At 40.0% G+C, this 14,414-nt stretch carries 10 protein-coding genes and 1 pseudogene; 2 read left to right on the top strand and 9 right to left on the bottom strand.

Annotated elements, in window-relative coordinates; all coding sequences use genetic code 11:
* Positions 1 to 8: 8 nt before the first annotated feature.
* Positions 9 to 374, bottom strand: coding sequence for a metalloregulator ArsR/SmtB family transcription factor (locus LIT25_13895; protein ID USK31759.1), 366 nt, complete (start codon positions 372 to 374; stop codon positions 9 to 11).
* Between the two features lie 265 nt (positions 375 to 639).
* Here LIT25_13895 and LIT25_13900 point away from each other — a divergent pair.
* Positions 640 to 1,760 (top strand): IS3 family transposase gene (locus tag LIT25_13900; protein ID USK31760.1). Its coding sequence is split into 2 segments (ribosomal slippage): positions 640 to 889 and positions 889 to 1,760, totalling 1,122 coding nucleotides; the frame shifts between segments, so codons are not numbered across the junction.
* A gap of 154 nt (positions 1,761 to 1,914) precedes the next feature.
* On the opposite strand, the gene LIT25_13905 is transcribed toward LIT25_13900, so the two are convergent.
* From LIT25_13905 to LIT25_13940, 8 genes and pseudogenes are all read right to left on the bottom strand, one after another.
* Positions 1,915 to 2,118, bottom strand: coding sequence for a cysteine-rich CWC family protein (locus LIT25_13905; protein ID USK31761.1), 204 nt, complete (start codon positions 2,116 to 2,118; stop codon positions 1,915 to 1,917).
* Positions 2,119 to 3,261: 1,143 nt separating this feature from the next.
* A complete protein-coding gene (gene odhB / locus LIT25_13910) occupies positions 3,262 to 4,518 on the bottom strand; it encodes a 2-oxoglutarate dehydrogenase complex dihydrolipoyllysine-residue succinyltransferase (protein USK31762.1) in 1,257 nt (418 codons plus the stop codon).
* Between the two features lie 2 nt (positions 4,519 to 4,520).
* A complete protein-coding gene (gene sucA, locus LIT25_13915) occupies positions 4,521 to 7,379 on the bottom strand; it encodes a 2-oxoglutarate dehydrogenase E1 component (GenBank protein ID USK31763.1) in 2,859 nt (952 codons plus the stop codon).
* 314 nt (positions 7,380 to 7,693) lie between these two features.
* Entirely contained in the window at positions 7,694 to 8,050 is a 357-nt protein-coding gene (locus LIT25_13920) for a VOC family protein (protein USK31764.1), read from the bottom strand.
* A gap of 100 nt (positions 8,051 to 8,150) precedes the next feature.
* Positions 8,151 to 9,511, bottom strand: a protein-coding gene (locus tag LIT25_13925; protein ID USK31765.1) for an IS3 family transposase whose coding sequence is annotated in 2 segments (ribosomal slippage) — positions 8,151 to 9,055 and positions 9,055 to 9,511 — 1,362 coding nt in all. Because the reading frame shifts where the segments join, the coding sequence is not laid out codon by codon here.
* A 68-nt stretch (positions 9,512 to 9,579) separates the two neighbouring features.
* Positions 9,580 to 11,502, bottom strand: coding sequence for a VWA domain-containing protein (locus LIT25_13930; GenBank protein USK31766.1), 1,923 nt, complete (start codon positions 11,500 to 11,502; stop codon positions 9,580 to 9,582).
* A gap of 11 nt (positions 11,503 to 11,513) precedes the next feature.
* Positions 11,514 to 12,404 carry a MoxR family ATPase gene (locus LIT25_13935; GenBank protein USK31767.1) on the bottom strand — a complete coding sequence of 297 codons (891 nt, stop codon included), beginning with the start codon at positions 12,402 to 12,404 and terminating at the stop codon, positions 11,514 to 11,516.
* Positions 12,405 to 12,933: 529 nt separating this feature from the next.
* Positions 12,934 to 13,395 (bottom strand): annotated as a pseudogene (locus tag LIT25_13940) (transposase).
* A 142-nt stretch (positions 13,396 to 13,537) separates the two neighbouring features.
* On the opposite strand from LIT25_13940, the gene LIT25_13945 reads away from it, so the two are divergent.
* Positions 13,538 to 14,410, top strand: a complete 873-nt coding sequence (locus tag LIT25_13945; GenBank protein ID USK31768.1) for a tyrosine-type recombinase/integrase — start codon at positions 13,538 to 13,540, stop codon at positions 14,408 to 14,410.
* The last annotated feature ends 4 nt before the right edge of the window (positions 14,411 to 14,414 follow it).

The following is a 14,414-nucleotide window of genomic DNA, read 5'->3' on the forward strand; positions in this document are numbered from 1 at the left end:
TATGTAATTTAATGTTCTTTCTTTTTTGCTTTCAATAACTCATTCTCAAGAAGATCAAAGCGATTACTCCAAAATCCTTCATAAAAACGCAGCCATTCTGCAGCTTGAGATAATGATTCAGAATTTAAGCGGCATATGTGAGTTCTGCTCTTAACACTCCTATCTACTAAATTTGCCCGCTCCAACACCTTTATATGTTTTGAAACGGCAGCCAAAGACATATCAAACGGCTTTGCTAATTCTGAAACTGTCCTTTCTTTTAGAGCCATCATATGAACCATTTCTCTTCTTGTAGAATCAGCTAAAGCATGGAAAATTTCATTTAAATGATCATTGTTATAGTTAACCATGTAGTTAAATATAACAATGATCATTTATATTCAACTGTTTAGTTAAATATATAGCATTCTACCTTATTTCTATTATTAGCCCCTTCTACTAAAATTCCGGCCCTGCATAATCCTGAACGTCAATAAAAGAATTCAACCCGAAGAGCGTTAACCCATCTTTGATTAACGCTTCCGAACCTTCCTAATCTCTTTTGCTGTTAGTTCATTTATTGAATCGGCTACACTAAGTTAGACAATTATTTTAAGGTCAAGTAGACTAACGGAAACAATGAAAAAAGGAGATTCTACTATGACTAAACGAGAGCGCCGAACATTCACACAAGAATTTAAAGAACAAATCGTACAACTATACCTAACTGGAAAGCCACGTAAAGAAATTATAAGAGAGTACGATTTGACGCCTTCCTCGCTGGATAAATGGATCAGTCAACAACGCAACTCAGGTTCGTTTAAAGAAAAAGATAATTTAACGCCTGATCAAGTGAAATTAGCTGAGGTAATGAAGAGAAATAAACAGCTAGAAATGGAGAATGATATTTTAAAGCAAGCCGCGCTGATCATGGGACGAAAGTAAATGTGATTCGAAACAACACCCACAAATACTCGGTATCAGCAATGTGTAACGTCCTCGAGATTCCAAGAAGCACGTATTATTACGAAGAAAAAATTCACCCTCAAACAGATGAGGTAACCCTCAAGGTGATTGAAATCTTTCATGCCAGCCGCCAAAACTATGGGACGCGGAAAATTAAAGTGGAACTCCAGAAATGTGGATACCAGGTTTCAAGAAGACGGATTGGCAGAGTGATGAAAGAGCAAGGTCTAGTGTCCACTTATACCATTGCCCAGTTCAAGCCCCATGCATCAACGTGTAACGAATCGAAACAAAAGAATGAGCTTAACCGTGAGTTCAGACAAAAAGCAGCTTACAACGTGGTTGTCAGTGATTTAACGTATGTGAGAGTCGAGAAAAAATGGCATTACATATGTGTATTTGTTGATCTTTACAATCGGGAAATTATCGGGTACAGTGCTGGTCCGCAGAAGGACGCACAGCTTGTGTACCGAGCCATTTCTTCAATTGAAATTGATCTAAGCAAGATCAAGCTATTTCACACGGATCGAGGAAGTGAATTCAAGAATAAATTGATTGACGAAGCCCTAGCAACATTTAAAATCAAGCGTTCTTTGAGTATGAAAGGCTGTCCATATGATAATGCGGTGGCGGAGGCAACATTTAAAATTATCAAGACAGAGTTTGTGAAAAAACGCCACTTCGAATCATTATCCGACTTAAATAGAAAACTATTTGATTATGTGAACTGGTTTAATGGAACAAGAATACATGGTACATTGGGTTATTTAAGTCCAAGAGAATACAAAAATTTACACCTTAAAAAAACTGTCTAGTTTAGTGTTGACATACCATATTTTCTTATTCACTTACCATTCAACTAACAAAAAACTTAAGGTCTAGATGAACAATCGCTATGTCCTGCACTCTTCACCTAATATGGAATATGAACAAGTAAAGGATCGCAGATAATTCTTGTATATATCACTACTAATTTTCTATTATTTTCTGTTCTTCCTTAAATTTGCTTAGACATTTTTTACATATACAATGTCTTCTTTTACTTTCGGCAGGAACTAATTCAAAGATTTCATTAGGAAACTTTTCCTCGTTGCACCAGCAGTTATCGTTTTCTCCAGAACCTGTATTACACTTGTTCTCTTCGCCACATATTGGACAAAATTTATTAATCAATGACAACCCTTCCTCAGTCCTTCAAATTATATTTATTATCTATCTCCCTACATTGTAGTAGATCATGCAGCTGCAATTGAGCAGGAATGCAGAAAAGCCCTCTTTCATCCAATGCTAACCAAGTTACTCTTTTCAGGCTCAATCCGGAGATTTGGGTACTCATACAGCGCGTATGATACCCTAAATCAGACATACTCCGGCTTTTGAGTACTCATACAGGCCGTTTGATACCCTAAAATAGACATTCTCCCCGGGTTTGATCCTCATACAGCGCGTTTGATACCCTAAAATAGACATTCTCCCCGGGTTTGGGTACTCATACAAGGCGTTTGATACCCTGAATCGCCGTATGATACCCTGAATCGCCGTATGATACCCTGAATCGCCGTATGATACCCTGAATCGCCGTATGATACCCTGAAATAGACATACTCCCCGGGTTTGGGTACTCATACAGCGCGTTTGATACCCTGTATCAGGCATACTCCGGCTTTTGAGTACTCATACAGGCCGTTTGATACCCTAAAATAGACATACTCCCCGGGTTTGGGTATTCATACAGCGCGTTTGATACCCTGTATCAGGCATACTCCAGCTTTTGAGTACTCATACAGGCCGTTTGATACCCTAAAATAGACATACTCCCCGGGTTTGGGTACTCATACAGCGCGTTTGATACCCTGAATCAGGTATACTCCGGCTTTTGAGTACTCATACAGGCCGTTTGATACCCTAAAATAGACATACTCCCCGGGTTTGGGTACTCATACTGGCCGTATGATACCCTAAAGTAGACATACTCCCCGGGTTTGGGTACTCATACTGGCCGTATGATACCCTAAAGTAGACATACTCCCCGGGTTTGGGTACTCATACAGGCCGTATGATACCCTAAAGTAGACATACTCCCCGGGTTTGGGTACTCATACAGAACGTATGATACCCTGAAATAGACATACTCCACAGGTTTGGCTACTTAAAGCGAGCTTTTGACACCCACAAAACAGTCTTATTCCAACGATAATAAAACAAAAAACGGATACAAATTGTTGTGCAATTTAGTATCCGTTTTCTTCAGTATTTTTGTTTTTTCTCCCTCAATCCATAACAATTAGATTAATGTCATGAGGTTTTCAAGTTCTTTTATCCTTCAATCAGCAATGATTCTGGATCTTCTAGCAAATCTTTGACAGTTGCAAGGAAGCTTACTGCTTCTTTGCCGTCTACGATACGATGATCGTATGAAAGCGCGATGTACATCATTGGACGGTTTTCCATTGTATCTTTGTCAATCGCAACTGGACGAAGCTGAATTTTATGCATGCCCAGAATTCCTACTTGCGGTCCGTTTAAGATTGGTGTTGACATAAGAGAACCGAACACACCGCCATTTGTGATCGTAAATGTACCGCCAGATAGATCACCAATCGTTAATTTGTTGTTTTTCGCTTTTCCGGCAAGCTCGCCAATTGCTCCTTCGATTTGGGCAAATGATTTGCGGTCTGCATTACGTACAACTGGTACAACTAATCCTTCTGGAGCTGAAACGGCAATGCCGATATCATAGAACTTTTTAATAACAAGCTCATCACCCTGAATTTCAGCATTCAATAATGGGTATTTCTTAAGTGCAGCAATAACTGCTTTTGTAAAGAATGACATAAAGCCTAGGCGCACATCATGCTGCTCAAAGAATTTATCTTTTCTGCGTTTACGGACATCCATAACCGCCGTCATGTCAACTTCATTAAATGTCGTAAGCATCGCAGCTGTTTGCTGTACCTCAACCAGGCGTTTAGCAATCGTTTGTCTGCGGCGTGACATGCGCTCGCGCTCAACTGGTTTATCGAAAGAGTCAGAAGCTGATTTTGCAGGCTTAGCTTCAGGTGCTTTTTGAGGTGCAGCTGGCTTTGAAGCCGACGCGTTTGGAGAATAAGCTTCAACGTCATGCTTACGCAATCTTCCAAGCGGATCTCCTGAAGGAACTTGAGTCAAATCAATTCCTTTTTCTCTTGCAAGCTTTCGTGCTGCCGGAGAAGCAATTGGACGCTGTGATTTGCTTTCAGTCTTTTCATGCTTTTCCTCTTTAGGAGCAGAAGCTTTTGGCTGTTCTTCTTTAACCGGTTCTTCTTTAACTTCCTCTGCTGGAGCGGCTGCAGTCTCGCCGTTTTCATCAATCACAGCAATCACTTCGCCAACTTGAACCGTGTCACCTGAATCTTTGACAACATCCTTCAGCACACCAGAATAATCAGCTGTCAGTTCAACGTTAACTTTATCTGTTTCAAGCTCAACCAGATATTCCCCTTTTTCAACATAGTCCCCTGGTTGTTTCAGCCATTGTGCGATAGTTCCTTCTGAGATGGATTCAGCTAATTCTGGTACGATTACTTGTGCCATGATCAAATTCTCCCTTCGTTTTTCCACGTCAATGCTTCTGTTACGATACGCTCTTGATCTTTTTTATGAACGTTTGGATCTCCCTCTGCTGTCGAAGATCTTCTTTTTCTTCCAATATAATTCACTTTCACATGAGCCGGTGCTACTTCTCGGAGTTCTGGATCCATGAATGTCCATGCTCCCATATTCATTGGCTCTTCCTGTACCCAGACGATTTCTTCCAGCGCCTCGTAGCGTCCAAGAATTGCTTTTATTTCCTTTTTAGGGAACGGATATAATTCTTCCACTCTTACAACGTGGATTTGATTTACATCTTCTTCTATTGATTTTAATTTATCTGTTAAATCAGTGGCAATTTTGCCGCTGCATAAGACAATGCGCTTTACATCTTCATGTTTCAGGCCAAGTCCAGGCTGTTCCACAACCGGAAGGAATTCCCCTTCGCTCAGTTGTTCTATCGAAGAAATGGTTTGCGCGTTTCGAAGCAGACTCTTAGGTGTCATAATAACAAGAGGACGTACTTCTTCACGTTTCAGAAGCGCAGCCTGTCTTCTTAAAATATGGAAATATTGTGCAGCACTTGTTAAGTTTGCGACTGTCCAGTTGTTTTCTGCTGCAAGCTGCAGATATCTCTCAAGTCTTGCACTTGAATGCTCAGGTCCTTGTCCTTCATAACCGTGAGGAAGAAGCATCACAAGCCCTGATTTTTGACCCCATTTCGCGCGTCCTGCTGAGATGAATTGATCAAAGAATACTTGTGCAGCGTTTGCAAAGTCACCGTATTGAGCTTCCCACAGCACGAGTGTTTCAGGAGCAAATACGTTGTAGCCATATTCAAAGCCAAGTACTGATCCTTCTGATAATGGACTGTTATGAACGGCAAACGAAACATTTGATTTAGATAGTGTATGCAGCGGTGAGTAAACATTGCCTGTTTCACTATCGTGAAGCATTAAGTGTCTTTGAGAGAATGTGCCGCGTTCAGAATCCTGCCCCGACAGACGAATTGGCGTGCCGTCTTCAAGGATAGTCGCGAATGCAAGCGTTTCTGCTAATGCCCAGTCAGCTTTTCCATCCCCGACAAAGATATTTGCGCGTCTTTCTAGAATTCTCTTCAATTTATCAAAAACATTGAAGCCTTCAGGCCATTTCACAAGCTCATCATTAATTCTTAAGAGAGATTCTTTATCAATGGACGTTTTGATTTTCGGCAGTCCGTTGATAACGATTTCAGGAAGCTCTATGTCATGAACCTGCGTTACTTTTTTCGATGGCACTTTTTGATAAGCTGCATCAAATTTGTCCAATGTATGCTGATCAATTTCAGCAATCTTTTCTTTGCTTAAATATCCTGCTTCTTCAAGCTGTGCAGCATAGAGTGCACGGACTGTCGGATGCTTGCGGATTTTTTCATATAGTTTCGGCTGTGTCGTTGATGGCTCATCCATCTCATTGTGGCCAAAGCGGCGGTAGCCGATTAAATCAATCAAGAAGTCACGGTTAAAGAGCTTACGGTACTCAATCGCAATCATGACTGCTGCAAGACACGCCTCTGGGTCGTCTGCATTTACATGAACGATCGGGATTTCGTATCCTTTAGCAAGGTCACTTGCATATTTTGTTGAACGCGAGTCTCTGCTTTCAGTTGTAAAACCTATCATATTGTTGGCGATAATATGAATGGAACCGCCGGTCTGATAGCCTGTAAGAGAATTTAAGTTCAGTGTTTCTGCAACAATCCCCTCACCCGGGAATGCAGCATCACCATGAATAATAATCGCCATTGATTCTTTTTCGTCTTGTTTCGGATAGCCGGTTGTTTGGCGATTATCCTGAGCTGCACGCGTGTAGCCCATGACAATAGGGTCCACATATTCAAGGTGACTTGGGTTGTTTGCAAGTGTCAGCCTTGCACGTTTTGTGCTTTCATCTGTAATTTGACGATCTGCCCCGAGATGATATTTTACGTCTCCGCTCCAGCCATAGTTAATGCCGACAGACCCTTCAGAAGGAACAAGCTCCTTGTTTGGCGAATGCTGGAATTCCGAGAAAATAATTTCATAAGGCTTGCCGAGAACATGTGCCAGCACGTTTAAGCGTCCTCTGTGAGCCATACCAATGTTTACATTATTTGTTCCTGCGTGAACAGCGTTCGAAATCAGTTCATCAAGCATTGGAACAAGCATGTCCAGTCCCTCAATTGAGAAGCGTTTTTGCCCAACAAACGTGCGGTGCAAAAATTTCTCAAAGCCTTCAACTTCTGAGAGGCGGCGCAGAATAGCCGTGCGTTTTTCATTTGAATGACTTTTGAAAATTTCTCCGGATTCAACCATTTTCTTAAGCCAGTACTTTTCTTCAAAACGGTGTACGTGGGAGAATTCAAAAGCAATCGTTTTCGTATAAGCTGCTTTTAAATATTGAATGGCCTGTAATCCATTCGTTACTTCCTGAGGTGCATCCGCACATAAAATGGATGCCGGAATTTCTTCTAGGTCAGATTCTGTCAGCCCGTAATCCTTAAGCTGAAGAAACTCTTTTTGTTTGACACTTTCAAATGTATAAATTGAAGCGTTTAAATGACCATAAGTGCGGATATCATCTGCAAGCTTGACTGCATAAGCAATCTTCTTCATTTTGTCCGCGCTTGTTACGTTTTGAACAGACGCTGCTGTGCCCGCTGATGTTTCATTGCTAACTTGTTCCTGCGGTACTGTGTCCCATCCATCAAACATTTCTCTTAATTCTTCATCAACCGATTCTGGATCCTGCTGATATTGATCAAACAGCTCCAGTACATAGCCAAGGTTCGGTCCATGAAAATCCTCAAGTCGAATCTTGGGCTTTGTTGTAGTTCCTGACATCTTACATAACCCCCAGCAATGGTAGTGAATCTGATTGAATTTTTTAATAAACAGATTCAAATGGATATTATTGTAATATACTATCCTATCTTACTTAGAAAGATAGGTTTGGATTAAAACGCTTCCAATTCCATTTTAACACTCCTTGCCCGTATAATCAAAGGCGTATCACAAGAAAATTTAAAATAATACTGAAAAACAAAAATTAAAAGTGAATCTAAAGAACAAAAGATGCAAAATATTCATTTTTCAAGAGAAAAATCAGCCTCTTCAACTACTGAGGCCGACATATTTTCTTCTTTTCCTTCTAAATTCTATGTATTTTGATAAAAAATGATCCGGTTAGCAAAGGGATCTTGAACTGTTAATTCATATGTATTCCATGGAGTCTTTTCAATTCCTGGATTTGATAAAGGAAATACTTTAGATTTGAGTATACTATGATAATTTCTGAGATCTTCGCACTGAATTCTGACGGCTGCCCCCGGCGAGCAATCTCCGTGATGCTCGGAAAGATGAATCTGAACGGCTTCGTTTGAGATTTGAAAATAAAGTGGATATTCCGGCTCAAACCGGTGCTCCCAGTCAAGCTTAAAGCCTAAGTAGTCCAAGTAAAACTCCTTTGCTTTCCGTTCATCAAACATACGCAAAATTGGAATAACGGATATCATTTTTATCTCCCCCTATTTATATAGTAGCAAAAGGAAGAAATCGTTACAAAAAGAGTGCCTCTAATTGAAGTGACCCCTAAAAGTTAGACACAAGATTTCGTTAAGCTACTTGTTGGGCAAGAGTCCGGTATTGTACCGGGCTCTTGCCTTTTAATTTTGTCTTAATTCGTTTGTGGTTATAGTAATGGATGTATTTCCTTAGTTCTTCTTTGAAATGTTCCACATTTTTGAAGTCTTGGTAATTAAGGAATTCTGATTTTAGAATGCCAAAGAAATTTTCAATGACCGCATTGTCATAACAGTTCCCTTTACGAGACATGCTTTGTATGATGTCCTTTTTCTTCAAAGCCAGACGGTATTTCTTCATTTGATAGTGCCATCCCTGATCCGAGTGAATGAGTAACGTATCTTCTTTGCGCTTTTTTCTTAGGGCTTTATTTAACATACTCGATACAAGGGAATAGGTCGGTCTAGAGCCAATCGTATAGGTGAGAATTTCGCCATTGTATAAATCTAGCATAGGTGAAAGATACAGTTTTTCTCCAAATAATTTGAATTCGGTAATATCGGTTACCCATTTCTCATTCGGCTTGGACGCCTTGAAGTTCCGATTTAGCACATTTTCGGCAACCTTGCCTGCTTCACCTTTGTACGACCGATATTTCTTTATGCGGACAAGGCACTTCAATCCTAGTTCTCTCATAAGTCGATAAACTTTCTTATGATTAACATGCAGTCCTCGGTTGGCTAGCTCAGCACGAATACGCCGGTACCCGTATCGGCCTTTATGTTCATGAAAAATCTCTTTAATCACCGTTTTTAATTCAGCATCTTTATCTGGGCGGTCAAGCTGTTTCGTCAAATGGTAATAGGTACTGCGAGGGATACCCGTAAGCTTTAAGAGTGATTTCACCGGGAATTCCTGCCTCAATTCATAGACTACTTTCGCTTTGTCTTGTTTGGTGATTTTTCTTTGTTCTGAACTAAGGCATTCAACTTTTTTATATAAGCAAGCTCCATACGTAATCGTTCATTTTCAGCCTGAAGAGCTTCAATAGATTCTGCCACTGGTTCTTTTATCTCAGATACTTTTGGGATTTCTTTTTTCATCGATGACCGCCCCTTTTCTCTTGGAATAAGGCCGTCCACTCCTTGTGTGTCGAATAATCTCTTCCATTGAGTAATCGTAGAGGGAGATTGAATTTTAAAGATCGCAGCTGTCTCACTGAGGGACGTCCCGTGTTCGTTCATATAGGTAAGTACCTTTAGTTTATCGTCCAAAGAATAGGTTGTATATCGTTTTTTAAACGCCTTTTCTCCGTTATATTGATACTGCTGGATCCACCTATGAAAAACCCCGTGAGCTACTCCTATGGATATTGCGATCGCTTTGTGCCCTTCTGTGCCATTAAGATATCGCTTAACGGCATTTACCTTTTCCTGCTCTGTAAATTTAGCCATAAAAAAACTGCACCTCCAAATGTTAGATCGTGTCTAACATTTGGGGGGCAGTTCAAATAAAGGCACTCTTACGCATGGATGCTTTTCTGCAGCAGTTTTTTCAGGATTGGAAACAGCACTTCAGGCAGCTTCTCAATGTCAGGAACAACGATGCTGAATTTTCCGTAAATGTTTTGTATCGTTTTTTGCTGTCCTTCGTCAATTTCTCCATTTGCGAGAAAAATATTAATCACTTCAATTCCCCGTTTTCTTGCTTCGAGCACGGCCTCGTGTGTGTCGATTATCCCATTTTGCTCGTAGCCTGTTGCCGCAGGCTCCCCATCTGAGAAGACCAGCATAAACTTCTGATTTTCACTGCGGTTTAAAAGCTGCTTTGTCATATGACGAATAGCATAGCCGTCGCGATTATCTTCTTCAGGTTCAAGCTGCAGAATTTCAGGACCTCGTTTTTTTTGCAGAGAGGACCCAAAATCAATGACCGTTTTAAAATGGTTTGGCTGTTTCGTTTCAGTGGCTTCATTCGTGTCTTCCCAAAAACCGACAACCTGGTGGACAACGGAAACAGATTTCAACGCCTCGTGAAACAAGGTGATGCCAAGCTTCGTCTGCTCCATCTTATCGAACATTGATGCTGAGCAATCGACAAGCAGGCAAAAAGCGGCATCAATTTTAGCAGACGGCTGATTTTTCTTATAAAATAAACGCGGATTCTCATCAGTAAGGAGCTTCAGCAGTTTTTTGCTTAAGCGTCCGGTATGAAGATCGCTTCTTGGTGAAATTTTTTTATGCTCAAGCGTTTTTTCAATCATTTGCTTCAGCTTTTTTTGAAACGGAACGATGATTTCTTTTTTTTCCACGTAAGCAACTTGCTCAGCTGCATTTGGCTTTTCGGGGGATATAAATACAGGATATGCATATTTGTTTTCTTTTCCGAAAGCCTCGCTTTCCCCGCGCTCTTGTTTGTTTTCAGCGTTTTCCATAGCTTCAAGCTTAGAATAATCATTCCTTGCTGTTTTTTTGGAAGATCCCTGTACCATTCCAAGCGCCTGATCTCCATCATCGCCTTCTCTGACACCTTCGCCAAGCAAGTCTGTTTTGCTTCCCTGCTCCAGATCAAATTGCAGAAAACTCTTTGTCGCTTCACTGGTTTCCCTGTGCCAGGTCGGAAGTTTATCCTCATGAATGTCCTCATCCTCTTCCTTTTCCTGTTCAAGAATATCGTCATTTTTAAGCTTTGATTTTCGTTTAAGATCATCAAAGGTTAAGCCTGATTCTGCTTCTGAGTAGTTTAATAAAGGAAGATGAAAATACATATTCAGCATGTCTTTTTCAAGAATGTCGTCAAGTACATCGGCTATGTTTAGAACAATCTTACCTATGTCAGCAGTATTGCGGGCTTCATAGAGCTTCAGCAGTTCGCCCTGGATAAAGGGCACGGCCAGATCAATCGAATTTGTCAGCGACGGAAACTCCTCAAGCGGAGATTCTGATGTTGCTTTTAAATAGAATGCATTAAAGAGCGCATCTGTATAAATGCTTCTCTCTTGGTTTATCGTTAATTGGCTTTTAAAAAAACGTCTGTACATAGATCTTCTTGCAGCAAACACGTTTGTTGTGCCTGGACGTTCATGCTTGCAGTGTTCCTCTAGCCGCAAGTCCTCAAGCATCACAAACAGCTGTTTGGCAAAGCTTGAAACGGCAAGTTTCTGAACTTGTGATAAAAAGAAATTAACTGCATGAAAATCTGTGTATTTATAGCTGCCGATGCTTCTTAAAAATACATCGCTTTTTAAACCATTTACCATATCAAGGCGCGGCCGGTTATCCCAGAAGTGGCTGATGTACACTTTCTGTATGAACGGATCGTAGTAAGACTGAACAGCAAATTCAACTTCTGTCTCATCTTTTTTTGTAAGAGTTTTTGCCAAGTCGGAGAGCTCCATAAATAAAAAGGAGTCGACACGCTTGTCATTAAATTTAATATATTTCATGACGGGCCCCTTTACACAAAAAGAGTTTCTGCAATATTTTGAATCGCTGCCTTTTCCCTGTCGTCTTCAAGTTTTTCAGTAATGCCGCGTGAAATAGCACGAAGCGGCGGCATATAAACGGCTAGATCACACGTGTCAATAAGTGCTCTTACAGATGCTGCCTCTTCTGAAATTTGTCCATTTTGCACCTGAGTGATCAGATCAGAAGAAAGTGTGACAAACTGACTGATCAGCTTTTCATTTTTCAGCATAGATTGAGAGCGCAGTACGGCTTTTAGCTGTTCACCTTGAATATATGGCACTTCAATTACAACGAAACGATTTTTTAAGGCTTCGTTCAAAGGAACGGTCCCAACATAACCTTCGTTAATAGCTGCAATCACGCCAAAGTCTTTGCTCGCTCTGATCACTTCTCCTGTAAATGGATTCGTAATCATTTTACGGTAATCAAGGACTCCATTTAGGATTGGAAGCGTCTCAGGCTTTGCCATATTAATTTCATCAATATATAAGATATGGCCTTTTTTCATCGCATGAATAACAGGCCCTTCAATAAACTCTATGCTCGTTTTTGAACCATTCTGCGAAATGGTTTTATAGCCAAGCAGTGCTTCAGCATCAAGATCCACGCTGCAGTTGATACTGTGCATTGGCTGTCCGAAAAGATTTGAAAGCGTTTCGGCCAGCTTTGTTTTACCTGAGCCTGTAGGTCCTTTTAATAGAACATTTTTACCTAATGATAAAGCAATCATGGCATCATATAAAATTGCATCCTCTGATGGCATATATCCGCCTTTGCCGATCTGCATGGCATCATCGCTGTTTTTGAATATTTCCGATCTATTTTTTATATCAGACAGTATATGATCCGGAAGGTTTAAAGCTTCTAATTGTGTTGTCATAGTTTGATTTTTCCCTTTCCTGGTACAATTTCTCTGACCAAGTATACTAGAAATCCTCTGCTTACTCAAAGGGATTGATTACTGAAAACGCCTTCAATATGTTAAAGCATATTGGAAGCAGTATATCCTCTGAAACCAGAGCTACATTTCGATACGAATAAGCTTCCTGGCTGGCCACTCATCAGTGGATCATTTTGGCTTCGGGTTTGCCCTGGCTTTATTTAAAAAAAAGAAAAAGAAAAAGAAGAATTACTGAAAAAACTGCAGGATATAAAGCGGATCCCCTCGAAATAGGAAAACGCTCCGCCTGTGAGAAAGAATGGCTGCGGGAATGGGAAAATATAAAAGTCAAAGTAAGCTATCAACTTGAAACTGAACCTCTAACGATCACGAAAAATAAAAAAGAGTGAAACCATTCAAGTTTCACTCTCAGATTGTAGACAAAAGGCATTCGGATGAACTCTATCCGAATGCTTTTTGTCATTTCTGGGGCTAATTTGATGTTTGTAGGCCTATTCGTTGACTATTTTTATACCGCTTTCGCTGGCTTCCATGTCCAGGATGCCAACTTTTTCAAGTTCATGGCAGCAAAAGTAAGCATCGCCTGCATGGACAATTTTTTGAGTCCTCTCAACGTTGTCCAACGCATACCATGCTTTTCTTTTGCATCTGCAAAGACACGCTCTATCGTTTCTTTACGTTTTGCATAAATTGTTTTGTTCTCTTCTGTATGACGAAGGTGTTCAGCTTCATCTAAGTATTCTTGCCAGAGATGCCTTTCAATCAATTTCTGATGATTTTGGCTCTCCGTACATTGGCTTAGGAATGGGCAATTTTCACAAACCTTCGGATCGGAAGAGTATTGTCTGTATCCTTTTTTCGTAGTAGTTCTGTAAGGAAGCACTTGATCGTGCGGGCATATGTAACAATCAAAATGTTCGTCATACACATAATCACTTTTCTTGAAAAATCCATCTTTTGTTTTTGATTTTTGGTTTTGTTTTCTATAGTGGCCCCTTAAATCCAGAATTGTTTCTGGTCTCATTATGATATAATCCTCTTATAAAACTAAACATAATTTATTTTAAGCCTGCCAAATAAAAACTAAACATAATTTATGGGGTTGTAAGATTATGAGTTTGATTGAGAATTTTGTTAAATATCTTCGTTTGGAAGATAAATCCGAAAATACCATTTGTAATTACCGATTGGCTGTGAAAGAATATTTTTCTTGGTTTGAGGACACCTTTGATAAACAACCAAGAGCTCTTTACATACAAAATGTAAAGGACTACCTCCAATATCTTCAGGTGATAAAAAAACGAAGTGCCAAAACGATTAACGCTAAACTTTCGGCTCTTCAAAAATATAATGAATTTCTGATATCAGTAGGCGTTCAAGAAGACATGGTCATTACAAAGAAAATGAAGAAAAAAATTCAACAAACCTATGCCTCGCCAGCACAATTTACCGAAAAAGAGGTTCATAAGTTCAATCAAGCTGTAGTTGAAAAGCAAAATGTTCGAGACTATGCCCTGGTTATTTTGCTTACTTTTACAGGCTGCCGGATTAGTGAAGCTTTAAGTATTGAGATTAGTCGAGATTTACACCTATTATCATCAGAGTTAGTCATTCGTTCTGGTAAGGGAGACAAACAACGTACTGTCCTTTTAAATCAAAAAGTCATTCAAGCTTTAAAAGATTACTTGGAATTACGAAAAAAACATAAGTATACAGACAGTCCTTATTTATTTTTATCTAACAAAGGACCAAAGTTAAGCCGTATGACGGCTAACAATATGTTTCGAAAGTATAGTCACCTAGCTGGATTGGAACAAGTGTTAAGCCCTCATGATTTAAGACACTATTTTTGTTCTCATGCTCTTGAGAATGGATTTGATGTACATGAAGTGGCTCATATTGCAGGTCATTCAAATATTCATACCACGTTGATTTATACTAATCCGTCTAGGCAAAAAATGATGGATAAATTGAATCAGTTGTAGGATA

It is taken from the genome of Bacillus sp. F19 (assembly GCA_023823795.1).
GTDB lineage: Bacteria > Bacillota > Bacilli > Bacillales > Bacillaceae > Bacillus_P.

Excerpts from the sequence above, each read along its gene's own strand:
- LIT25_13895 (USK31759.1), bottom strand. The coding sequence starts at position 374 with ATGATCATTGTTATATTTAACTACATGGTTAACTATAACAATGATCAT.
- odhB (USK31762.1), bottom strand. The coding sequence starts at position 4,518 with ATGGCACAAGTAATCGTACCAGAATTAGCTGAATCCATCTCAGAAGGA.
- sucA (USK31763.1), bottom strand. The coding sequence starts at position 7,379 with ATGTCAGGAACTACAACAAAGCCCAAGATTCGACTTGAGGATTTTCAT.
- LIT25_13920 (USK31764.1), bottom strand. The coding sequence starts at position 8,050 with ATGATATCCGTTATTCCAATTTTGCGTATGTTTGATGAACGGAAAGCA.
- LIT25_13930 (USK31766.1), bottom strand. The coding sequence starts at position 11,502 with ATGAAATATATTAAATTTAATGACAAGCGTGTCGACTCCTTTTTATTT.
- LIT25_13935 (USK31767.1), bottom strand. The coding sequence starts at position 12,404 with ATGACAACACAATTAGAAGCTTTAAACCTTCCGGATCATATACTGTCT.
- LIT25_13945 (USK31768.1), top strand. The coding sequence starts at position 13,538 with ATGAGTTTGATTGAGAATTTTGTTAAATATCTTCGTTTGGAAGATAAA.